Raw genomic sequence first — 19,483 nt, forward strand, 5'->3', positions numbered from 1 at the left:
GAGTGTCGAAGTGTCGGCGGAGACGGTTTTTCGGCCACTTTTCTTGCCTTTTGGGTGAGAGGATCAGCGGCCGGAGCAGCAGGAATTGACGAGCGCGCCCAGCGACGCCGATACATCGGCAAGGGCCGCGCGATCGACAGCATAGCGCGATCGCTGACGATCGGGCTCGAAGCGGACAAGGCCGGCCTCGACCAATATTTTCAGATGCTGGGAGATGGTCGACTGCGCCAGATCGAAATGGTCGACGACCTCACGGCAGCAGCAGGAATTGCTGGCGGACAGATGCCTCAGTATCTCGATCCGGGCCGGATGCGAAAGCGCTGCGAACCGCGCCGCGACAACGCGGCTGTCCGGCGTGCAGCCAGGCGCCGCCGAGGCGGCGTGGTCTGATACGGGGGGTATTCTGTCATCGTTCATCGGCGATAGACGATGAGCGATGACAGGGCAAGCTAGGCCGATGGGTAGATCGCCGGAATTGCCGATCTCTCGCTATTGCGTCTTCGTCGGTGCAGTGGTCGCCTGCTCGCCCATCGCCTTGAGGTCGGCGGCTTCGCCTTCCTTCGACTTTTGCGGGACTTTGAACACCTGCCCCGGCCAGATGCGGTTCGGATTCCTGATCTGGTCCTGGTTGGCGAGGTATATGGTGGAGTAGCGCACGCCGTGACCATAGACGCGCCGTGAAATCCGCCACAGCGTATCGTTGCGCCGAATGACGACCGCGCCGTCGGCATGTTCAAGCTTGGGCGACACGACTTCGGGCACGTCGCTTGGCGGCGTGGCTGCCGCGACAACGGCCGGAGCCGGGGCCTCTGCGGCTGGTGCCTCCGCGGCAGCAGCAGCGGCAACAGCAGGCGCTGGAGCGGCTGGTGCCTCCGCGGCAGCAGGCGCAGCGGGCTTGGTCTCTGCCGGCTTGGTCTCGGCCGGCTTGGTCCCGGCTGGGGCAACGGCGGCGACCGCCTCGCCCGGCTCGCGCTCGAAGGGTACGGCGGCGCGAGCCACCACCTTCACGCCGTCGGCATCGAGGCCGTCGACATGGATGGTATAGCTGCCGACCGGAATGTCGCGCGTCGCCTCGACCAGAAAATGGCCGTCCGGCGACGTCTGTGCGTCGCCGAGCAGAATGTCATTGGCATAGGCGCGCACCTTGCGGCCCGGATCGGCGAGGCCGGCGACAAAGATCTTGTTGCCGTCGATCTCGACCGCCTCGACGACGATCTTGGGTTCGGCCGCCGGTGCGGCGGGCGGCGTTGCCGGTGCCGCCGGGGCGGGTTGTGCCTCAACCACGGCTGGCGCGGTCGGCGCCGGCGCGGCGGGCGCTGGAGCGACCGACGCGGGCGCTTCAGCAGCCGGAGCAGCAGCCTGGTCGCCGGTTGCCGGCGCCGGCTTTGTCTCGGGTGCCGGAACGGTCAACAGTTCGGCCGGCTTGCCCGGCTCCTCGACCATGGCCAGCACCTGGCCAGCCGCATTCGCGGGCACCGAGACCACGGCAGTCTGCGCCGAGGCGGTCACGACCGTGCCGACGGTCGAACGCAGCGCGATCGTATAGTCGCCGGGCTTCAGCGGATCGTCGAGCACGATGACAAAGGCGCCATCGGGACCAGCCACCGTGGAGCCGATCACCGTTGAGCCGTTGAGGATTTCGACCTTGGAGTTGGGCGCCGCCTTGCCGGCAACGACGATCGAGCCGTTGCTCTCGACGCGCACGACGTCGAAAGTCGGCGCGATCGGACCCGCCGTCGCGGGCGCTGCAGGCGCCGCCGCATCGGTTGCGGGTGCTGCCGGGGCTGTCGCCTGAGGTGCCGCGGCCGGAGCGGCCGGCACCGCCGGAGCCGGCAGCCGCCCTTCCGTGCCGGGGTCGGCGGGTTTCGGCGCCGCGGGCGGCGTCAAGGCCGCCACTTGCGCCGGCGGCGTGGGATGAAGATACGGGTCGAGCGCGCCCGATACATAGGCGGTTCCCGCCGCCGCGACGGTCCCACCCGCCGCGAACAGGAACGCCTTCAATGGATTAATTGCCATATTTCCCTACCCCTTAGCCACCTAACGCCGGTCTAGCGTGTTTTGCCAAAGCCGACAAGAAAAAGCCCGCCCTTGTCAGCCTTTGGGCTTGACCAGGCTTCCAGACCCAATCACCAATCATCCGTATGAACACGATTCGATCCGTCTGCGTCTATTGCGGCTCGTCTCCGGGCCGCGATGAAATCTATGTCAAGGCCGGCCATCTGCTTGGACGCTCGATTGCCAAGGCAGGGCTGCGGCTGGTCTATGGCGGCGGCACCAAAGGCATCATGGGCGCTGTCGCCGAAGGCGCACTCAAGGCCGGCGGCAAGGTAACTGGCATCATTCCGCGCTTCCTCATCAACAGGGAAGCCACCGAAACGGCGCTTGACCGGCTCGACGAATTGTTGATCACCGACAACATGCACGAGCGCAAACATAAGATGTTCGAGAAATCCGACGCCTTTGTGGCGCTGCCCGGCGGCATCGGGACAGTCGAGGAAATCGTCGAGATCATGACCTGGGCGCAACTCGGCCATCACCGCAAGCCGATCGTCTTCGGCAATGTCAACGGATTCTGGGACCCGATGACGGCGTTGCTTGATCACATGGCTGGGGAAGGCTTCATTCATACCGCACAGCGTGTGAAGCCGCTGGTCGTCAACGACCCCGAGGCCATCGTCGCCGCTATCATGGTGGCCGGGTCCTCGGTCGACGCGCCGACGGAAGGCGTTCAGTCGGTGATCGACAAGATGTAGAGCTAAAGGACAGCAGGTTTGCAGTCTTCCGAGGCACACTTTTCCCCTACTCCCCTACTCCCCTACTCCCCTACTCCCCTACTCCCCTACTCCCCTACTCCCCTACTCCCCTCCCTCCGAGCAGCCTCCCGCAGATCTGCGATCACCGCACGCCGGTCCTGCCGCCGCCAGGCGAGATGGATGGAAACCATGCGCCCGAACCATGGCATGTCGCGGAACAGGATCGAGGGCGGCGCGGCAATGCGCAGGCTTGCCTGCACGGTAGCGAGACCAAGGCCGGCGCTGACAAGGCCGAGCGAGGTCAGCGGGTCGGCCGTTTCATAAGCGATATCGGGCACGAAGCCAGCCTCGGCGCAAGCGGCGAGGAACTGGCCACGGTTGGTATCGTCGGGCTGGCGCACCACTGTGATCCAGACGCGGCCATCGAGATGATGCGGCTGGATATCAGCCACATCGGCCAGCGGATCGTCTTCGGGAATGGCCAGCACCAGCGGCTCGTGGCGCAGCGGCGTGCTGTCGATATCGGGATCACCGGCGGCCGCGGGAGCATACACCAGACCAAGATCGAGCGAGCGCTGCCGAAGCCCCTCCATCTGCGCCGCCGAGCGCAGGCTTCTCAGCTGAAGGTGGAAATCCGGCCGGTCGCGGCGGAACTGGCGCAGCATGCCGGCGACAAGCCCGGCATGAACCGCACCCTCGACATAGCCGATGGCAAGGCGCCCGGCGGAACCACTGGCCAGATTGCGGCCAAGCTCCTCCAACCGGCACGCATTCGACAACAAGGCACGGGCCTCGGTCAGGAAGGCGCGGCCCTCGGCATTGAGATGAACGCGCTGCTTTGCCCGCTCGAACAGCGCGAAGCCAAGCTGTTGCTCCAGCTGCATGATCTGCCGGCTGAGCGGCGATTGCGAGATATGCAGCAGTTCGGCCGCTCGACCGACATTGCCGGTTTCGGCGACGGTGACGAAATATCGGATCTGGCGCAGGTCGAACATTTTTTGCTCCTCGACATCAAGTCCCTTCAGGTCTCAACTTTAGCCTAATCAGTCTTGGACAGTCTGACCATGCGGCGCGATATCTCCTGCCATCAACCACCAACAACAGGAGATCGAAATGCAGTTCCTTGCCCTTCTCACCCGCAACACGGAAAAGTTCGCCGACGCCGATTTCGCACCCCTTTTGCCTGGCGAGGCCGAACAGCGCCGCACCCTCTATGCGGAAGGCTCCGTGCGCCAGATCTGGAATCGCGGCGACATTCCCGGCAGCGGCATGATGTTCGAAGCCAGCAGCGACGCCGATGTGCGCGGCCATCTCGCCACTCTGCCGCTGGTCAAGGCCGGCATGATGGATATTGCCGCGATCGTGCCGCTCAACCCCTATCCCGGGTTTGGGCCGAAGCGCTGAGGCTGACGGCCGCGACAACCGAGGCCGCCAGCCAGGCGCCAAGGCGACAAAGCGCCTTGCATGTCATCAAGCCACGCGGCACGCTGGTGCCGCCGCTTGCCGAGGCCAGACGGGCCTTCGCGCTGGCGGGCGACAGATCGCGACCGATGAAGGTGGACATTGCATTCGACTAACTATCTGGGCCGCCTGTTCGGCCTCGAAGGCAAGCATGCCTTCATCACCGGCGCCAGCCGCGGCCTGGGCCTGGCCTTCGCGGAAGCGCTTGCGAGCGCCGGCGCGCGCGTCACGATCGGCGGCCGCAAGGCCGACGATCTGAAGGCGGCCGCAGACAGGCTGCGCGCCGCGGGCCATTCGATCGCGGAAGCGGTCATTGACGTGACCGACACACAGTCGGTCGACAAGGCGATCGCGGCCGCGGAAACCGACACCGGACCAATCGACATCTTGGTCAACAATGCGGGCATCCAGCGACGGGCGCCGCTGGAAACCTTTAGCGATGCCGACTGGGACGCGCTGATGGCCACCAACCTGGACGGCGTGTTCAAGGTGAGCCGGGCCGTCGTAAGGGGCATGATCGCTCGCCAAAGGGGAGCGATCATCAACGTCTCCTCGGTGCAGAGCGTGCTCGCGCGCCCTTCGATAGCGCCTTACGCGGCGAGCAAGGGCGCCATCACCATGCTGACCAAGTCGATGGCCGGCGAATGGGGCCAGCACGGCGTGCGCGTCAATGCCATCGCGCCGGGCTATTTCAGGACCGAGCTCAACGCCGCACTGGTCGCCGACGAGAAATTCTCCGGCTGGCTGACCGGCCGCACGCCGATGCGGCGCTGGGGCGAGGTGGGGGAACTCGCAGGGGCCGCCGTGTTCCTGGCTTCCGACGCCGCCAGTTTCGTGAGCGGACAGACGCTGCTGGTGGATGGCGGGATCACCAGCGTCCTGTAGGAAGGCACGCCGTCACGAAACAGTCACACTAAATCGGGGATGCCATGCTAGAAATCGGACTTGGCCGCCCCGCGACCCCGACCGCATCAGAGACCGGCGAAGCCGCCATGAACATCGCCCTCCCCGCCGAAGGCACCGACCTGTCGCCTTACCTGCCCGATGAGCACGGGCTGTTCTTCATCTACCACTTCACCGCCGAGGGCGCGCGCACCAGGAATGCCGCCGCCGCGCACTGGACATGGCGCAGCTACCAGCTTTCGGACATGCGCGCCCGTCACGAGATCGGCGCCGATAAGGCCTTGCCGGCGCCAGTACGCGAAGCCTTCCTGGGCGCCAGCCACGGCTGCCATATCGACCTCGAGGATGACTGGCTCTATGGCGATCTGCCGGACCTGCGCCATGACTATTCGGCGGAAGCCGGCGGGCTTGGTCATTTCCGCTTCGCCCTCAACAACACGATGCTGGTCGGCGCCCGCAAGCAGCCGCTGCAATCGGTCGACAACATCCGCAAGACGATCGAGAGCGGATCGCGCAAGTTCCGCTCGCCGGCCGAGCTGATCGAAGCTGTCGTCGGCCAGTCGTTCGACGGAATGGCGGCGGAACTGGCGTCACTCAGCGACAGTCTGGACGGCATCGAGGACCGTATCGTCTGCGACGCATGGCACAATGAGCGGCAGGCCCTGGTCGATGCGCGCCGGCACCTGGTGGTCATCCATCGGCAGATGGCGACGCTGACCAATCTGTTTCGCCATCTCGACCATTCGCACCGCAACGACCTGCCGGATTCGATCAACGACATGGCGGCGCGGCTTTCGCACCGCGCCCAGACGCTGCACTATGACGGCGAGCAGTTGCAGGCGCGCACGCGCCTGCTGCAGGACGAGCTGATGGCCAAGCTGACGACGCAGTCGAACCGGCTGCTCTATGTGCTGTCGGTGATGACGGCGGTGCTGTTGCCGATGACCATCATCTCGGGCCTGTTCGGCATGAATGTCGGCGGCTTGCCGCTGGTCAACACCCCATTGGGCTTCTGGGTGGTCACGGCCGTATCGCTGCTGATCGCGGGAGCGACCTATCTTTTCGTCAGGCGGCTCGGACAGATGTAGCCGCCCGGCACCCTCACGCCGAAGCCCTGAGATCCTCGATGACGGTGCCGGCGGCGCGGATTTCCGCTTCGTGCTCGGGTTCGCGCGAGGTCTCGGCCAGACCGGCGGCATACCATTCCTGCATCGCGGGCAAGGCAAGCAGTTGCTGGGGATAGGCGGCGGCCGCACCCTCGAAGGTGAGCCCATAAGACTGCGCCCGGAACGCTACAGGGGCAAAAAAGGCGTCGACGGCGGTGAAGCTGGCGCCGGCGAGGAAAGGTCCGCCGAAGCGGGCAAGCCCATCGTTCCAGATATCGCCGAGCCGGAAGAGATCGTGCTTCAGCGCATCCGGCATCGGAAACGGCTCGACCCGCAGACCGCAGCTCATCGGGCACAGATTGCGCAGCGCGGTGAAACTCGAATGCATTTCGGCGGCGGCCGAGCGGGCCCAGGCGCGTGCCTTGGCCTCGACCGGCCAGACGCCGTGATGGCGCTCGGCCAGATATTCGGCGATGGCGAGCGAATCCCAGACCGCCCAGCCATCGTCGATCAGGCACGGCACCCGGCCGCTCGGCGAGAATGGCCGGTATAGCGTCCAGCTCGATCCGGTCGGGAATGGCGTCAGCCGTTCCTCGAACGGAATGTCCAGCTCCCGCATCAGGATCCACGGCCGCAGCGACCACGAGGAATAGTTCTTGTTGGCGATATGCAGCAGGTACACGCGGTATCCCTATCTTGCGGGTTGAGGTGCGGCCCGGCGCGCCGTCGTCAGCATCGACCAGGAATAGATCGCGAGAGCCGCCCAGATCAGGGCAAAGGCGATCGCCTGCGTGGTGCCGAACGGCTCGTCGAAGATCAGCACGGCAATCAGGAACACCATGGTCGGCGCTATGTACTGCATGATGCCGATGGTCGAGAGGCGCAGCAGCTTGGCGCCGAAGGCAAACAGCAGCAGCGGCACGGCCGTCACCGGCCCGCAGCCGATGAGCAGCGCGGTGTCGGTGCCGTTGCCGGAGACGAAATGGTCCTGTCCGGTAGCGATCAGGAAGACGATGTAGCCCAGCGCCGGCACCGACAGCAAAAGCACTTCGAGCAGGAAACCCTGGCTGGGGCCGATCGGCAGCGTCTTGCGGAAGAAGCCGTAGGCGGCGAAGGAAAACGCCAACGCCAGCGACACCCAGGGCAGCTTGCCGCCGTCGATCGTCAGCACGGCGACGGCAACCGCGGCAAGCGCCACCGCCGCGATCTGCAGCCGGTCCAGCCGCTCGCCAAGCAGCAGCGCGCCGACCACGACGTTGACCAGCGGGTTGATGTAATAGCCGAGGGCTGTCTCGACGGTGCGGTCGACGGCGATCGCCCAGACATAGATGCCCCAGTTCACCGAAATCAACGCCGCCGTCAGCGCCGCCATGGCGATGGTGCGCGGCGAGCGGATCGCCGCCTTGAAGTCGGCCGTGCGGCCGGCCCAGACCAGGACCGCCGCGGCGATCGGCACCGACCAGACGATGCGATGCGCAATCACCTCGGCAAGCGGCAGATGCGCCACCGCCTTCATGTAGAAGGGCAGCAACCCCCACAAGAGATAAGCACCCAGCGCCAGCAAGAAGCCGCGGCGGGCTTTTGAATCCGCATCCTGGGTAATTGCTTCTGTGGCCATGGCCCAACGCTATGGCCCAGTAATCTTGGCAAAACCATCGCAAAGTTCTGATGGATCAATGGACTTTCGCTGATGGTTCAAACTTACTCCGCCGCCACAAGCCCCGCCATCTCGCGGTTCTTCATCAGCTTGTAGATGATCGAATCCATCAACGCCTGGAAGGAAGCGTCGATGATGTTCTCGGAGACGCCGACCGTCCACCAGCGGGCGCCGGTGCCGTCATGCGATTCGATGAGCACGCGGGTGATGGCCTCGGTGCCGCCATTGAGGATACGCACCTTGAAGTCGGCGAGTTCGAGATCGGCAATCTCGTTCTGGTATTTGCCGAGATCCTTGCGCAACGCGATGTCGAGCGCGTTGACCGGGCCATGGCCCTCGGCCACCGACATCTTCTCCTCCCCTTCGACCAGCACCTTGACCACCGCTTCCGACACCGTCTTCAACTGGCCATTGGCATCGAAGCGGCGCTCGATCATGCAGCGGAAGGAGGTGACGTGGAAGAATTCGGGCAGACCGTGCAGCATCTTGCGGGCCAGGAGCTCGAAGGAAGCGTCGGCGCCTTCATAGGCATAGCCCGAGGCCTCACGCTCTTTGACCACCGAGATCAGGGCGTCGAGCCGGTGGTCGTCCTTCGGCACGTCGATGCCGCGTCGCTTCAACTCGGCGAGGAAATTGGCCTTGCCGCCCTGGTCGGAGACCATGACGCGGCGACGGTTACCTACCGATTCCGGCGGCACGTGCTCATAAGTCGCCGGCTCCTTGGCAAGCGCGGAAGCATGGATGCCGGCCTTGGTGGCAAAGGCGGACGAGCCGACATAGGGGGCCTGCGCTTCCGGGGCGCGGTTCAACAATTCGTCGAAGGCGCGGGACAGCCTAGAGATGCCGGTCAACGATTCGGCTGAAATTCCAGTCTCGAAGCGGCCGGCGAAAGCCGGCTTCAGCGCCAGCGTCGGCACGATCGAGATCAGATTGGCGTTGCCGCAACGTTCGCCGATGCCGTTCAGCGTGCCCTGGATCTGACGCACGCCGGCATCGACGGCGGCAAGGGAATTGGCCACCGCCTGGCCGGTGTCGTCATGGGCGTGGATGCCGAGATGCTCGCCCGGGATGCCCGCGGCGATGACCTTTTCAACGATTGCCCTGACTTCGGAGGGCTGCGTGCCGCCATTCGTGTCGCAAAGCACCACCCAGCGCGCGCCGGCATCATAGGCTGTCTTTGCGCAGGCAAGCGCATAGTCCGGGTTGGCCTTGAAGCCGTCGAAGAAATGCTCGCAATCGACCATTGCTTCCTTGTCCGAAGCGACTGATGCCTCGACGGACGCCTTTATGGACTCGAGGTTCTCCTCGTTGGTGCAACCGAGCGCCACGCGAACATGGTAATCCCAGCTCTTGGCGACGAAGCAAATGGCGTCCGATTTCGACTGGACGAGTGCCGCCAGTCCCGGATCGTTGGAGGCAGAGACCCCAGCCCGCTTGGTCATGCCGAAAGCGACGAATTTGGCGCGTGCCGTGCGCTTTTGCTGAAAGAAGGCGGTATCGGTCGGGTTGGCGCCGGGATAACCACCTTCGACATAGTCGAAGCCGAACTCGTCGAGCAGTTTGGCAATCGCGATCTTGTCCTCGACCGAGAAGTCGATGCCCGGCGTCTGCTGGCCATCGCGCAGTGTGGTGTCGAAGAGATAGAGGCGTTGTTTTGTCATGGCCATAGCTCGAAAGGTCGTCGCACAGCGCAGTCAGGCACCGTTATTTTCCCGCAAACTTGTCCGTCGCCCGGATCAGTTGATCGAGGATGCCAGGCTCGGAATAGGCGTGGCCGGCGCCTTCGATCAGATGAAAGTCCGCCTTCGGCCACGCCTTGTGCAGCGCCCAGGCGTAGCGCGCCGGGCACGGCATGTCGTAGCGGCCGTGGACGATGGTGCCGGGAATGTCCTTGAGCTTCCCGGCATCGCGCAGCAACTGCCCCTCCTCCAGCCAGCCGGCGTGGACGAAATAGTGGTTCTCGATGCGGGCGAAGGCGACGGCGTAGTCGTCCTCGCCAAACGGACCGCTGGTTTCAGGCTCCGGTAGCAGGGTGATCGTCTCGCCTTCCCACAGGCTCCAGGCGCGGGCGGCCTCGATCCGCGCCTTGCGGTCGGAGCCGACCAGCCGCTTGCGGTAGGCGCCCATCATGTCGCCGCGCTCGGCCTCGGGAATCGGTGCCAGGAAACGTTCCCATTTGTCGGGGAACATCTCTGAGACGCCGAACTGATAATACCATTCAAGCTCCGCGCGGGTCAGCGTGTAGACGCCGCGCACCACCAGTTCGCTGACGCGATGAGGGTGTGTCTCGGCGTAGGCGAGCGCCAGTGTCGAGCCCCAGGAGCCGCCGAACACGAGCCATTTATCGAAGCCGGCCATTTCGCGCAGGCGTTCGATGTCGGCAACGAGATGCCAGGTCGTGTTGGCTTCCAGCGAGGCATTCGGCGTCGACTTGCCGCAGCCGCGCTGGTCGAACAGGATGACATCGTAAAGCTTGGGGTCGAACAGCCGCCGGTGTTTTGGCGAGATGGTGCCGCCCGGCCCGCCATGCAGGAACACCGCCGGCTTGGCGCCCCTGGTGCCCGACCGCTCCCAATAGACCTGATGGCCATCACCGACGTCGAGCATGCCCGAGTCGAACGGTTCGATTTCCGGATAGAGGGTGCGCAAGCTCATAGTTTCAGGCCCTGTTGCGGCCAATTGGCCGTTTCGTGATCGGGATGTTGGAAGGAGATGATCTGCTCCTGCCGCGCGTAATAGTCGGGATCCTGGTGGACGGGTTGGTCGAAGATCGTCTCTACCCAGGGCAGCCGGGCCGCATAGTTGACCTGGATCCGCGGCGCCAGATCCGAGCGGTCGTCGAAGGCGCCGATGGCGATCTCGAGCCCGCCGGGCTGGCGGTAGGTCAGCGGCGTGCCGCACCGGGCGCAGAAGCCGCGATCGATGTTGACCGACGACTGGAAATAGCTTGGCTCCTCATGGGTCCATTCGACACCATCCTTGGGCACCGTCACCAGCGCGCCGAAGAAGGAACCGAACTGTTTCTGGCACATTCGGCAATGGCAGATGGATGGGCGGCCCAGCGCGCCCTTGATGCGGAAGCGCACGGCGCCGCATTGGCAGCCGCCGGTTCGGACTGTCTCGGTCATCGTCTTTCCTCCGGCGGCCATTGGTCGGTGTCGTGGTCGGGATGCTGATAGGAGACGAGTTCGGCGAGATAGGGGGCCGAGCCCATATCCGCCATCGTGTCCTCGCCTGGCAATCGCGGAATGGAATCCACATAGGGCAGTTTCGCCTCCGTACCCCATTGGATGGTCGGCGCGATACCAGCCGGATCGTCGAAGGCGGCGATCGCCAGCGCCATGCCGTCGGGCGCTTCGAAGGTCAGCGGCGTCCCGCATTCGGCGCAGAAGCCACGCCAGGCCGCATTGGAGGACCGGAACCGCTTGGGCTCGCCGCGCGTCCAGTCCACCTTGGCGCCGCGCACCGAGACCAGCGGCAGGTAGAAATTGCCGCTCGCCTTCTGGCACATGCGGCAGTGGCAGACCGAGGCGTCGCCAAGCGCGCCTTCGACGCGGAAGCGCACCGCGCCGCACTGGCAGCCGCCCGTGTAGACCGGCCGGTTGTCGAGGCTCATCGGCTTTCACTCCGATCCATGGGCTCACTCAGGATCATGGCAGACCGCCTCGACATTGTTGCCGTCGGGATCGAGGACGAAGGCGCCGTAGTAGTTGGGGTGATAGTGCGGACGCAGGCCCGGCCCGCCATTATCCTTGCCGCCGGCCGCAAGGGCGGCGGCATGGAAGGCGTCGACCTCGGCGCGGCTGCGCGCCGTGAAGGCGACGTGCTGGTGATCGCGGGGCTTTTCGCTGGCCGCGCTCAGCCAGAACACCGGCCTGTCGCGGCCATAACCGCCCACCTTGGCGCCACCGGTGTATTCCTGCGGCACCATGTAAAGCAGCGAAGCACCGAGCGGCGCCATCGCCTTGTCGTAGAAGGCCTTGGACGCATCGAAATCGGAAACGGTAATGCCCAGATGATCGATCATGAGGCGAACTCCTCCGTGGCTAACTCCGGCACTTCGGCGCCGACCAGACCGGCCACGATCACGATGTGCTGGCAGACATTGTCGATATCGCGGATCACGTCATCGTTCCAGAAGCGCAGGATGGTCCAGCCAAGCGCTTCGAGCTTCGCGGTTCGCGCCACATCCACCCTCACCGCTTGATCTCCCACGTCGTCATGCGCTCGCCGGTGACCGGGTCCTTACCGTCCTTCAGTTGCACTCCCTTGGTCAGCAGTTCATCACGGATGCGGTCGGCCTCGGCCCAGTTTTTTGCCGCGATAAGCGTCAGGCGCTCGGCAATCGCTTTGGCGACCACGGTTTCGTCCACCTTGGTCGCGCCAACATCGAAGCCGAGGAAGGCGAGCGCGGTTTTCAATGCTGCCGCGGCGGCGTTGTCGCCGCTGCCGGCAAAGTCGGTCGCCTCGCCTGCAAGCTGGGTCAGTTGCTGGAAGGCCGCGTAGGTCGCGAGGTCATCCGACAGCGCCTCCACCACCTCCACCGCCAACCGGCTTCCCGCGGCCGGCGCCAGATCCGCCGCGCGTTTCCATTTGCGCAGCGTGTTTTCCGCCTCCTCCAGCTTGCGCACGGAAAAGTCGATCGGTTCGCGGTAATGCGTCATCAGCATCGCCAGCCGCAGCACGTCGCCCGGCCATTTGCGGCCACCAAAAGTGTCGGTCTCCAGCAATTCGTGGATCGAGTAGAAATTGCCGAGGCTCTTCGACATCTTCTGGCCCTCGACCTGCAGGAAGCCGTTGTGCATCCACACATTGGCCATGACCGAGGTGCCGTGGGCGCAGCGCGACTGGGCGATCTCGTTCTCATGGTGCGGGAAGATCAGATCGAGGCCGCCGCCATGGATGTCGAAGACCTCGCCGAGATAGGCAGCCGACATGGCCGAGCACTCGATATGCCAGCCGGGCCGGCCCCTGCCCCACGGACTTTGCCAGCCCGGCTCTTCGGCCGAAGACAGTTTCCACAGCACGAAATCGCCAGGGTTTTTCTTGTGGGCGTCGACGGCGATGCGGGCGCCGGCCTGCTGCTCGTCGAGATTGCGTTTCGACAATTGCCCATAGTCCGGCATCGACGCCGTATCGAACAGAACTTCGCCTGCCGCGACATAGGCATGGCCGCGTCCGATCAGGCTTTGAATCAAGGTGATCATGTCCGCCTTGCCGTCGGCGCGGGGCTCGACGAATTCGGTGGCGCGCGGCTCGACCGTCGGCTCCAGGCAGCCAAGCGTGGCGACGTCCCTGTGGAACTGGTCGGCGGTTTTTTCGGTAACCCGCCGGATCGCTTCGTTGAGCGACAGTGTGCCGGCTGATATCTCGCCGCCGAAATCGCGCAGCGCGCGTGCGTTGATCTTGTCGTCGACGTCGGTGATGTTGCGCACATAGGTGACGTGGGCCTCGCCATGGAGATGGCGCAGCAGACGGAACAGCACGTCGAAGACGATCACCGGCCTGGCGTTGCCGATATGGGCGAAGTCGTAGACGGTCGGGCCGCAGACATACATGCGCACATTTCGCGGATCGATCGGCACGAAGTCCTCTTTCGTGCGCGTAAGCGTGTTGTAGAGGCGCAGGCCCTGCGATGCGTCAGACATTCCATGCCTTCCCGGTTTCAGAACTTCTTGTCTGGATGGAGCCAGCCCCGCGCCGAGGCGCAAATCAGGCTCCAGCCTGCTGGCCGGGGCGTTTGTCCAATCTGGGGGAGATGAGGCGAAAACGTCCGGACCAGCGCGAGGCTAGCCAATAATGCAAATGCCACAAATGGCGAAAGACGTTTTCATGGGCGGCTTTATCGCCCTGACCAGTGTTGCCGTCAAGTCGCTGATCCCGGGAAAAACATCGCCAGGGCTGGCAAACGCATCGCCCGATCACACGGAATCAGCCAATGAAACATTTTATTAAACATGTCGGCACAGTCATGAAACATTCGCCGGCTAGATCGCCAAGCGTCACGATTTGGTCGGATTCGGCGACCAAGTCGCATACACGAAAACGTTATCTGGGAAGAGAAACATGCCTCGAAGCAAGCAGGAAGCCAATCGCGCCAAGCAACCGGCACTGGCCAACCACTATCGTGCGATCGGCCCGGCAGCCATCGTCGCCGCCCTTCTTCACACCGCCAAGAAGAAGAAGCCGGCGCAGAAGATCGTATCGCCCCGCGCCGCCTGAAGCGGCGCCCCGGCCGACGCAATCGCCGGCACCGAGGGCGCGAACAAGCGCCCTGGACATAAAGACCCGACTGGCTTCGCTAGAACAGCGTCATCTGACTGTCGTCCGCGCCGGGTTTCTGGCGCCTGACTTTCTCGGGCTCCGGCCCGACCTCACCCCTCTCCTGAATCTCCGGTCCGGTGTTGGCGACCTTGTTGACGAGGCCGGGGACAGGGATCGCCTCGAAGAAATCGGGCTGCGCCGGCCGCAGCAGATGGGCGACATCGCGCGGTTCGAGCGTGCGGCAATCCAGCCAGCGGGCAAAGTCGGAGACATCGATCACCACCGGCATGCGGTCATGGATATGGGCGATGTCGGCGTTGGCGTTGACGGTCAGGATGGCGCCGGTGTCCATCTCCGAGCCGCCCGGCTCGGCATAGGTTTCGATCAGGCCGGCAAAGGCGACCAATCCGCCATGCCGCGGCCGGATCCAATAGGGTTGCCCTTTCCTGCCTCCGGTCTGCCGCCACTCGTAAAAGCCGGATGCTGGCACCAGCGCGCGGCGATGGCGCATGGCGGCCTTGAACGACGCCTTCTCGATTGCACCTTCCGAGCGCGCGTTGAACAGCAGCGGAAACTCCCTGGTGTCCTTGACCCAGGCAGGAAGGAGCCCCCAGCGCACCAGCATCGGCTGCCGGTCCGGCAGGTTGGAGCCTGCAGCCCGCGGCGCGCCAGCGATCACCATCAGGACCGGCTGTGTCGGCGCGATGTTGTAGCGGGCCGGGAAATCCTCGAGCTCGGCAAGGCCCAGGAAGGCGGCGGTCCGGTCCGGCGTGGCGGTCAAGGCAAAACGTCCGCACATGGTGGAGCCTTTCGAATGGTTCGGCTATGAAAGTGGCTATGGAACCGGTGCTGCGCAACCGATAATGCTTCCTCTTACCAGGCGGTCCACAACAGACCGGGCCGCGAATGAGCCTGATTATGGACGAAGCACGCAAGACACTTCCCGCCGTCTCGGTCGCCGTCGTGCGGGGGGACAGCGTACTCCTCGTGAAACGGGCAAGGCCGCCTTCGCAAGGGCTCTACGCCTTTCCCGGCGGCAAGGTCGAAGGCGACGAGACGCTGGAGGATGCGGCACGGCGTGAACTGATGGAAGAGACCGGCTTGCGCGCCACCGGCTTGCGGCCGCTTCGGGAAATCCACATCGACGGCAAGGACGACAGCCACTCAGTCGATTATCTCCTCACGGTCTTCGGCGCCGCCTATGCCGGTGGCGAGGCCGTGGCCAGCGACGACGCCGAGACAGCCGCCTTCTATACACTCAAAGAGATGACCCTGTTGCCACTTGTCGGCTCGGTATTCGCGGTCGCAGAGGAACTCCTCGGTCACGTTCAAGCCAGCTGACGCGGCACTGAAAATCGCCTTGCAGGCGACAAATTGTTTCGTCACAAGGCTTATATTGTATCGCCAGCCACGACGGCTTAAGCCGTCGGGCAGAGAAGATTTATGAACCGTCCGTCAACACTCCTCGCCATTTGCCTTGCCGTCAGCGCGGCCGTCCCGGCGCTGCCTGCCTTTAGTGCCGAGTCGCCGTTCGAGCCGGGGCTGATGCGGCTGGCGGAGGTTCTGGGATCGCTGCATTTCCTGCGCAATCTGTGCGGGGAGAAAGGCGACCAGTGGCGGGGCGAGATGGAAAAACTGCTCGATTCGGAAAATCCTGACCCGGAACGCCGCGCCCGCTTCATTGCCAGCTTCAACCGCGGCTATCGTTCCTTCGGCGGCACCTACACCCAGTGCACCGCTTCGGCCACTGAAGCCATCAGCCGTTATATGAAGGAAGGTGAGACGCTGTCGCGCGACATCGCCTCGCGTTATGGCAACTGAGCATCCATCAACAGATATCAGGCCGTCGCGACCGATGATCGCCATATCCGGCTTGTGCCTGGCTATGTCTTGGTGCAATCCTGTTGTTGCACTTCTGCAACAGCGTTAATCAAACGTTACCACGCGAATGCGGAATTAACTCAAACTGAAGGTTTTCACCCCGCAGGCCGGCCTAATCGGCTAAGTTTGATCCGGGCTGAAACGCAGCTTCGCCAAACACAGTTGGCCCCTGTAAAAGACGATCAAAAAAATGTCGTATTTACAGATACTTACTTGGAGCTGCCTATGAATGGAACAGATCAAGCCTGATCCACATTGATGGGTTGCCGCTTGAAAGGGTGGACATCGCTTATGGAACATGCTGCCAACGACATCGACGCGCTGGTCAGGGAAGAGAAGCGCCTGACGGCGGTTGAGAGCCACAGCGAAGCCTGGGCGGAGGGGCTTTCGGCCGGCATCGAGCCCGAGATCATTGCCGAGGCTGCACTCGAAACTGCATTCGGCGAAATGCTGCGCGCCAATGGCGAGACCTCGGCCCTTGCCCTGCTGGACCGTATGCGTGAAAAAGTGATTGCTGGCGCCTTCGAACCCGAGCGGCTGCGGCATTGAACCGATATCAGGTTCTTTGACGATTGGATGCCGATCGGGCACCATGCCCGGAGCAGGGAGATACGGGCAGTGAATTTTCCGATGTCAGGCAGGCCGAAGGGCTTTGTCCTCTACATCCGCCTCGCTGCTTGCTGTGGCGCGATTGCCTTGGTGACGTGCCTGGCCAGCAGCCCTGCCTATGCGCTGAGCGAGATAAAAAACGAAGAACTCCCCTCGCCGGTCACACCGTCGACGGATGGCGATAGTTCAGCGCCCGGAAGCACAGTTCCCATGCCTGATCCGGTGGGAACATCGCCTTCGAGCAGCCAACCGGCCGCTCCCGACGCCGCGGAGCCCGATACTCCATCGGATGGCGGCAGCAACCGGCCGCGTGTCGATCCCGAGGCGCCCCTGCCGGAAGTCGTCTACGACCTCCGCAAGCTGCCCGAGCCGGTGCGGCGCATGCATGACCTGATCATCGAAGCCTGCAAGAGCGGCGACATCGAGAAGCTCAGGCCCTTGATCGGCAAGGGCGACAGCATGACCCAACTGTCGCTGGCCGATATCGATGGCGACGCCATCGCCTTCCTCAAGGGGCTGTCGGGCGACCCTGACGGCCAGGAGATCCTGGCCATTCTGGAGGAGGTGCTCTCCGCCGGCTACGTCCATGTCGATGCAGGCACGCCACAGGAACTCTATGTCTGGCCGTATTTTTTCGCCCTGCCGCTCGACAAACTCGACGCCAAGCAGCGGGTCGAACTGTTCAAGATCGTCACCGCCGGCGATTTCGACGACATGAAACAGTTCGGCGCCTACATCTTCTATCGCGTCGGCATCACACCCGCCGGACAATGGACCTTCTTCGTCGCCGGCGATTGAGTGGCCCGACGGACGCGAGCCCCGGCTCCCTGTTTATTTACAAGTGTATTCCCAGGTGAAGTACTGAGGGTGCTCGGCGGCCGGATCCTCATCCTGCTCCGGGTCCTTGCTTATTGTTATGCGCCCCAGAGCACTAACGCCATTCTGGCAGTTACCCTTGATCAATCCTGCCACCATTCTAAAAACTTGCAAATGGCGATCCCGGAATGACATCGCCGCTAACGGTCCATCATACTTTTTTCTGTCATGAATGACTTCTATGCGCCTTTCGTTCGAACCCAGATCGACGACGGAGTAGCTGAATTGCGATCCACTCAACTCAGACACACCTTGGGTTAGCGTATCCAGTGCGTTTGCCGAAATTGTCGTCATACCCATAATGATTAGGGTAGCGAATGTATATCTGAGCATGATTCCCCCCAATACGAGAACTAGGACCTGTCTCGGTCATTTACTTCCAAAGCAATTCAAACAAAACCGTGAAACGACTTTCCGTCCGAATTGCGTCCGAGCAAAGGCAGCACTCGATTTCACGAAACGATGAGCCACATTGGAGGGCCGTACAACGACGGCGCAATGATGGAGTGGGGCTTTTGCCCCCATCCGGTCAGGACTACTGTCGATCCACGCGGACGCGGAAAGCGCGGTTGGTTATTGCGCCGCCAATGCCGGCAGCGCCTCGGAGAATTCCACCGCCCTGCCCTCGCCCGGCGTGGCGATTTCGCCTTCCCACATGACGCGCTGACCGCGGATGACGGTGCCGACCGGCCAGCCGGTCACTTGCTTGCCGTCATAGGGTGTCCAACCGGCTTTCGAGCCGGCCTGGGCGTTGGTGATGGTCTCGCGCCGCTTCATGTCGACAATGGTGAAGTCGGCGTCATAGCCGGCAGCGATGCGGCCTTTCCGGGCCATGCCGAAGATGCGCTGCGGGCCATGACTGGAGAGATCGACAAAGCGCTGCAGGGTCAGCCGGCCGGCATTGATGTGGTCGAGCATGATCGGCACCAGCGTCTGCACGCCGGTCATGCCCGAGGGCGAAGTCGGATAGGATTTTGCCTTCTCGGCCAATGTGTGCGGCGCGTGGTCGGAGCCGAGCACGTCGACAATGCCCTGCGCAATGCCGTGCCAGACGCCGTCGCGATGGCGCTTGTCGCGCACAGGCGGGTTCATCTGGATCAGCGTGCCGAGGCGCGCATAGTCGTCGGCGCTCAGCGTCAGATGGTGCGGTGTCGCCTCGCAGGTCGCGACATCCTTGTGCTGTTCGAGGAACAGTATTTCCTCGGCGGTCGAGATGTGCAGAACGTGGATGCGGGCGCGGACGTCGCGCGCGATGCGGACCAGCCTTTCGGTGCAGCGCAAGGCGGCAATCTCGTCACGCCAGACCGGATGCGATGACGGGTCGCCCTCGATGCGCTCGCCCAGGCGCTCGCGCAGCCGGAACTCGTCCTCCGAATGAAAAGCGGCGCGGCGGCGGGTGTTTCGCAGGATCGAGGCGACGCCTTCATCGTCCTCGACCAGCAGGTCGCCGGTAGACGAGCCCATGAAGACCTTTATTCCAGCGGCTCCCGGCAAACGTTCGAGGTCGCCGACGTCCCTGGCGTTGTCGCGGGTACCGCCAACCCAGAAAGCAAAATCGCAATGCATGCGGCCGCTGCCGCGCCGGACCTTGTCGGCAAGCGTTGCCTCGCTGGTGGTCAGCGGGTTGGTGTTGGGCATTTCGAACACGGCGGTGACACCGCCCAGCACCGCCGCCCTCGAACCCGTTTCCAGGTCTTCCTTGTGTTCCAGGCCCGGCTCGCGGAAATGCACCTGACTGTCGACGACGCCCGGCAGGATATGCAGGCCCCGGCAGTCGATCGTCTCGCCAGCCGAGGCCCGGCGCAGATCGCCGATCGCGGCGATGCGCCCGCCCTCCACGCCGACGTCGCGCAGCCCCTCGCCGTCATGATTGACCACTGTGCCGCCTGTCAGGATGAGGTCGTAGGTCATGGTGATGCTCTCTTGCGGGGGGAGTGTCAGCGGCTTACGTAATGGCCAACCGTTTTGCAAGA

General features: G+C 63.7%; 24 protein-coding genes and 1 pseudogene. 10 read left to right on the forward strand and 15 right to left on the reverse strand.

Going from position 1 to position 19,483, the window contains the following annotated elements:
* Positions 1-63: 63 nt before the first annotated feature.
* Positions 64-417 (reverse strand): ArsR/SmtB family transcription factor, encoded by a 354-nt coding sequence (locus EJ077_RS20145; RefSeq protein ID WP_245458473.1) that lies wholly within the window; start codon positions 415-417, stop codon positions 64-66.
* Positions 418-489: 72 nt separating this feature from the next.
* Positions 490-2,016: a LysM peptidoglycan-binding domain-containing protein gene (locus EJ077_RS20150; protein ID WP_208695776.1), complete on the reverse strand. Its 1,527-nt coding sequence runs from the start codon at positions 2,014-2,016 to the stop codon at positions 490-492.
* A 125-nt stretch (positions 2,017-2,141) separates the two neighbouring features.
* On the opposite strand from EJ077_RS20150, the gene EJ077_RS20155 reads away from it, so the two are divergent.
* Positions 2,142-2,753 carry a TIGR00730 family Rossman fold protein gene (locus tag EJ077_RS20155; RefSeq protein ID WP_127281002.1) on the forward strand — a complete coding sequence of 204 codons (612 nt, stop codon included), beginning with the start codon at positions 2,142-2,144 and terminating at the stop codon, positions 2,751-2,753.
* Positions 2,754-2,839: 86 nt separating this feature from the next.
* Here EJ077_RS20155 and EJ077_RS20160 read toward each other — a convergent pair whose 3' ends face one another.
* Positions 2,840-3,748 (reverse strand): LysR substrate-binding domain-containing protein, encoded by a 909-nt coding sequence (locus EJ077_RS20160; protein WP_208695777.1) that lies wholly within the window; start codon positions 3,746-3,748, stop codon positions 2,840-2,842.
* Between the two features lie 118 nt (positions 3,749-3,866).
* On the opposite strand from EJ077_RS20160, the gene EJ077_RS20165 reads away from it, so the two are divergent.
* The 3 genes from EJ077_RS20165 to EJ077_RS20175 all read left to right on the forward strand — a co-directional run bounded on the left by EJ077_RS20165 (position 3,867) and on the right by EJ077_RS20175 (position 6,205).
* The gene (locus EJ077_RS20165; RefSeq protein WP_208695778.1) at positions 3,867-4,157 is read left to right on the forward strand and encodes a muconolactone Delta-isomerase family protein; all 291 of its coding nucleotides are present in this window, start codon (positions 3,867-3,869) and stop codon (positions 4,155-4,157) included.
* 159 nt (positions 4,158-4,316) lie between these two features.
* On the forward strand, positions 4,317-5,099 hold the full coding sequence (locus tag EJ077_RS20170; protein ID WP_208695779.1) for a glucose 1-dehydrogenase: 783 nt from the start codon (positions 4,317-4,319) through the stop codon (positions 5,097-5,099).
* Between the two features lie 107 nt (positions 5,100-5,206).
* Complete coding sequence (locus EJ077_RS20175; RefSeq protein ID WP_208695780.1) at positions 5,207-6,205, forward strand: transporter; 999 nt, start codon at positions 5,207-5,209, stop codon at positions 6,203-6,205.
* 13 nt (positions 6,206-6,218) lie between these two features.
* On the opposite strand, the gene EJ077_RS20180 is transcribed toward EJ077_RS20175, so the two are convergent.
* From EJ077_RS20180 to cysS, 9 genes and pseudogenes are all read right to left on the reverse strand, one after another.
* A complete protein-coding gene (locus EJ077_RS20180) occupies positions 6,219-6,905 on the reverse strand; it encodes a glutathione S-transferase family protein (protein ID WP_208695781.1) in 687 nt (228 codons plus the stop codon).
* Between the two features lie 9 nt (positions 6,906-6,914).
* Positions 6,915-7,841 carry an EamA family transporter RarD gene (gene rarD, locus EJ077_RS20185; RefSeq protein WP_208695782.1) on the reverse strand — a complete coding sequence of 309 codons (927 nt, stop codon included), beginning with the start codon at positions 7,839-7,841 and terminating at the stop codon, positions 6,915-6,917.
* Between the two features lie 83 nt (positions 7,842-7,924).
* Positions 7,925-9,547, reverse strand: a complete 1,623-nt coding sequence (cimA, locus tag EJ077_RS20190) for a citramalate synthase (RefSeq protein WP_208695783.1) — start codon at positions 9,545-9,547, stop codon at positions 7,925-7,927.
* A gap of 37 nt (positions 9,548-9,584) precedes the next feature.
* The gene (gene pip / locus EJ077_RS20195; protein ID WP_208695784.1) at positions 9,585-10,535 is read right to left on the reverse strand and encodes a prolyl aminopeptidase; all 951 of its coding nucleotides are present in this window, start codon (positions 10,533-10,535) and stop codon (positions 9,585-9,587) included.
* Positions 10,532-11,008 carry a GFA family protein gene (locus tag EJ077_RS20200; protein ID WP_140759309.1) on the reverse strand — a complete coding sequence of 159 codons (477 nt, stop codon included), beginning with the start codon at positions 11,006-11,008 and terminating at the stop codon, positions 10,532-10,534. Before EJ077_RS20200 ends, pip begins: the two co-directional genes overlap by 4 nt.
* Positions 11,005-11,496: a GFA family protein gene (locus tag EJ077_RS20205; RefSeq protein ID WP_208695785.1), complete on the reverse strand. Its 492-nt coding sequence runs from the start codon at positions 11,494-11,496 to the stop codon at positions 11,005-11,007. Before EJ077_RS20205 ends, EJ077_RS20200 begins: the two co-directional genes overlap by 4 nt.
* Before the next feature lie 24 nt (positions 11,497-11,520).
* Entirely contained in the window at positions 11,521-11,907 is a 387-nt protein-coding gene (locus tag EJ077_RS20210) for a VOC family protein (RefSeq protein WP_208695786.1), read from the reverse strand.
* Positions 11,904-12,077, reverse strand: a pseudogene (locus tag EJ077_RS20215) (DUF559 domain-containing protein); the annotation flags it as partial. The gene EJ077_RS20210 and the pseudogene EJ077_RS20215, both read right to left, overlap by 4 nt.
* Positions 12,077-13,528, reverse strand: a complete 1,452-nt coding sequence (cysS, locus tag EJ077_RS20220) for a cysteine--tRNA ligase (RefSeq protein WP_208695788.1) — start codon at positions 13,526-13,528, stop codon at positions 12,077-12,079. The gene cysS and the pseudogene EJ077_RS20215, both read right to left, overlap by 1 nt.
* 166 nt (positions 13,529-13,694) lie before the next feature.
* Here cysS and EJ077_RS20225 point away from each other — a divergent pair, with 166 nt between their 5' ends.
* Positions 13,695-13,835, forward strand: coding sequence for a hypothetical protein (locus EJ077_RS20225; protein WP_208703193.1), 141 nt, complete (start codon positions 13,695-13,697; stop codon positions 13,833-13,835).
* Positions 13,836-13,946: 111 nt separating this feature from the next.
* Positions 13,947-14,102 carry a hypothetical protein gene (locus EJ077_RS20230; RefSeq protein WP_015318552.1) on the forward strand — a complete coding sequence of 52 codons (156 nt, stop codon included), beginning with the start codon at positions 13,947-13,949 and terminating at the stop codon, positions 14,100-14,102.
* A 79-nt stretch (positions 14,103-14,181) separates the two neighbouring features.
* Here EJ077_RS20230 and EJ077_RS20235 read toward each other — a convergent pair whose 3' ends face one another.
* Positions 14,182-14,943, reverse strand: coding sequence for an SOS response-associated peptidase (locus EJ077_RS20235; protein WP_208695789.1), 762 nt, complete (start codon positions 14,941-14,943; stop codon positions 14,182-14,184).
* 119 nt (positions 14,944-15,062) lie between these two features.
* Between EJ077_RS20235 and EJ077_RS20240 the strand changes: the two genes are divergently transcribed.
* From EJ077_RS20240 to EJ077_RS20255, 4 genes are all read left to right on the forward strand, one after another.
* On the forward strand, positions 15,063-15,485 hold the full coding sequence (locus tag EJ077_RS20240; protein ID WP_208695790.1) for an NUDIX hydrolase: 423 nt from the start codon (positions 15,063-15,065) through the stop codon (positions 15,483-15,485).
* Between the two features lie 102 nt (positions 15,486-15,587).
* Positions 15,588-15,965: a TIGR02301 family protein gene (locus EJ077_RS20245; protein ID WP_208695791.1), complete on the forward strand. Its 378-nt coding sequence runs from the start codon at positions 15,588-15,590 to the stop codon at positions 15,963-15,965.
* Positions 15,966-16,316: 351 nt separating this feature from the next.
* Complete coding sequence (locus tag EJ077_RS20250) at positions 16,317-16,574, forward strand: hypothetical protein (RefSeq protein ID WP_015318556.1); 258 nt, start codon at positions 16,317-16,319, stop codon at positions 16,572-16,574.
* A 69-nt stretch (positions 16,575-16,643) separates the two neighbouring features.
* Complete coding sequence (locus EJ077_RS20255) at positions 16,644-17,432, forward strand: hypothetical protein (protein ID WP_208695792.1); 789 nt, start codon at positions 16,644-16,646, stop codon at positions 17,430-17,432.
* Positions 17,433-17,465: 33 nt separating this feature from the next.
* Here EJ077_RS20255 and EJ077_RS20260 read toward each other — a convergent pair whose 3' ends face one another.
* Together EJ077_RS20260 and EJ077_RS20265 are read right to left on the reverse strand one after the other, a co-directional pair.
* Positions 17,466-17,843 (reverse strand): hypothetical protein, encoded by a 378-nt coding sequence (locus EJ077_RS20260; protein ID WP_208695793.1) that lies wholly within the window; start codon positions 17,841-17,843, stop codon positions 17,466-17,468.
* A 240-nt stretch (positions 17,844-18,083) separates the two neighbouring features.
* Positions 18,084-19,427, reverse strand: coding sequence for a dihydroorotase (locus EJ077_RS20265; protein WP_208703063.1), 1,344 nt, complete (start codon positions 19,425-19,427; stop codon positions 18,084-18,086).
* Positions 19,428-19,483 lie beyond the last annotated feature (56 nt).

Origin of the sequence: Mesorhizobium sp. M8A.F.Ca.ET.057.01.1.1 (assembly GCF_003952565.1) — a bacterium.
Classification (GTDB): Bacteria; Pseudomonadota; Alphaproteobacteria; order Rhizobiales; family Rhizobiaceae; genus Mesorhizobium.

Excerpts from the sequence above, each read along its gene's own strand:
- EJ077_RS20145 (WP_245458473.1), bottom strand. The coding sequence starts at position 417 with ATGAACGATGACAGAATACCCCCCGTATCAGACCACGCCGCCTCGGCG.
- EJ077_RS20150 (WP_208695776.1), bottom strand. The coding sequence starts at position 2,016 with ATGGCAATTAATCCATTGAAGGCGTTCCTGTTCGCGGCGGGTGGGACC.
- EJ077_RS20155 (WP_127281002.1), top strand. The coding sequence starts at position 2,142 with ATGAACACGATTCGATCCGTCTGCGTCTATTGCGGCTCGTCTCCGGGC.
- EJ077_RS20160 (WP_208695777.1), bottom strand. The coding sequence starts at position 3,748 with ATGTTCGACCTGCGCCAGATCCGATATTTCGTCACCGTCGCCGAAACC.
- EJ077_RS20165 (WP_208695778.1), top strand. The coding sequence starts at position 3,867 with ATGCAGTTCCTTGCCCTTCTCACCCGCAACACGGAAAAGTTCGCCGAC.
- EJ077_RS20175 (WP_208695780.1), top strand. The coding sequence starts at position 5,207 with ATGAACATCGCCCTCCCCGCCGAAGGCACCGACCTGTCGCCTTACCTG.
- rarD (WP_208695782.1), bottom strand. The coding sequence starts at position 7,841 with ATGGCCACAGAAGCAATTACCCAGGATGCGGATTCAAAAGCCCGCCGC.
- cimA (WP_208695783.1), bottom strand. The coding sequence starts at position 9,547 with ATGGCCATGACAAAACAACGCCTCTATCTCTTCGACACCACACTGCGC.
- pip (WP_208695784.1), bottom strand. The coding sequence starts at position 10,535 with ATGAGCTTGCGCACCCTCTATCCGGAAATCGAACCGTTCGACTCGGGC.
- EJ077_RS20200 (WP_140759309.1), bottom strand. The coding sequence starts at position 11,008 with ATGACCGAGACAGTCCGAACCGGCGGCTGCCAATGCGGCGCCGTGCGC.
- EJ077_RS20205 (WP_208695785.1), bottom strand. The coding sequence starts at position 11,496 with ATGAGCCTCGACAACCGGCCGGTCTACACGGGCGGCTGCCAGTGCGGC.
- EJ077_RS20210 (WP_208695786.1), bottom strand. The coding sequence starts at position 11,907 with ATGATCGATCATCTGGGCATTACCGTTTCCGATTTCGATGCGTCCAAG.
- cysS (WP_208695788.1), bottom strand. The coding sequence starts at position 13,528 with ATGTCTGACGCATCGCAGGGCCTGCGCCTCTACAACACGCTTACGCGC.
- EJ077_RS20225 (WP_208703193.1), top strand. The coding sequence starts at position 13,695 with ATGGCGAAAGACGTTTTCATGGGCGGCTTTATCGCCCTGACCAGTGTT.
- EJ077_RS20230 (WP_015318552.1), top strand. The coding sequence starts at position 13,947 with ATGCCTCGAAGCAAGCAGGAAGCCAATCGCGCCAAGCAACCGGCACTG.
- EJ077_RS20235 (WP_208695789.1), bottom strand. The coding sequence starts at position 14,943 with ATGTGCGGACGTTTTGCCTTGACCGCCACGCCGGACCGGACCGCCGCC.
- EJ077_RS20240 (WP_208695790.1), top strand. The coding sequence starts at position 15,063 with ATGGACGAAGCACGCAAGACACTTCCCGCCGTCTCGGTCGCCGTCGTG.
- EJ077_RS20245 (WP_208695791.1), top strand. The coding sequence starts at position 15,588 with ATGAACCGTCCGTCAACACTCCTCGCCATTTGCCTTGCCGTCAGCGCG.
- EJ077_RS20250 (WP_015318556.1), top strand. The coding sequence starts at position 16,317 with ATGGAACATGCTGCCAACGACATCGACGCGCTGGTCAGGGAAGAGAAG.
- EJ077_RS20260 (WP_208695793.1), bottom strand. The coding sequence starts at position 17,843 with ATGCTCAGATATACATTCGCTACCCTAATCATTATGGGTATGACGACA.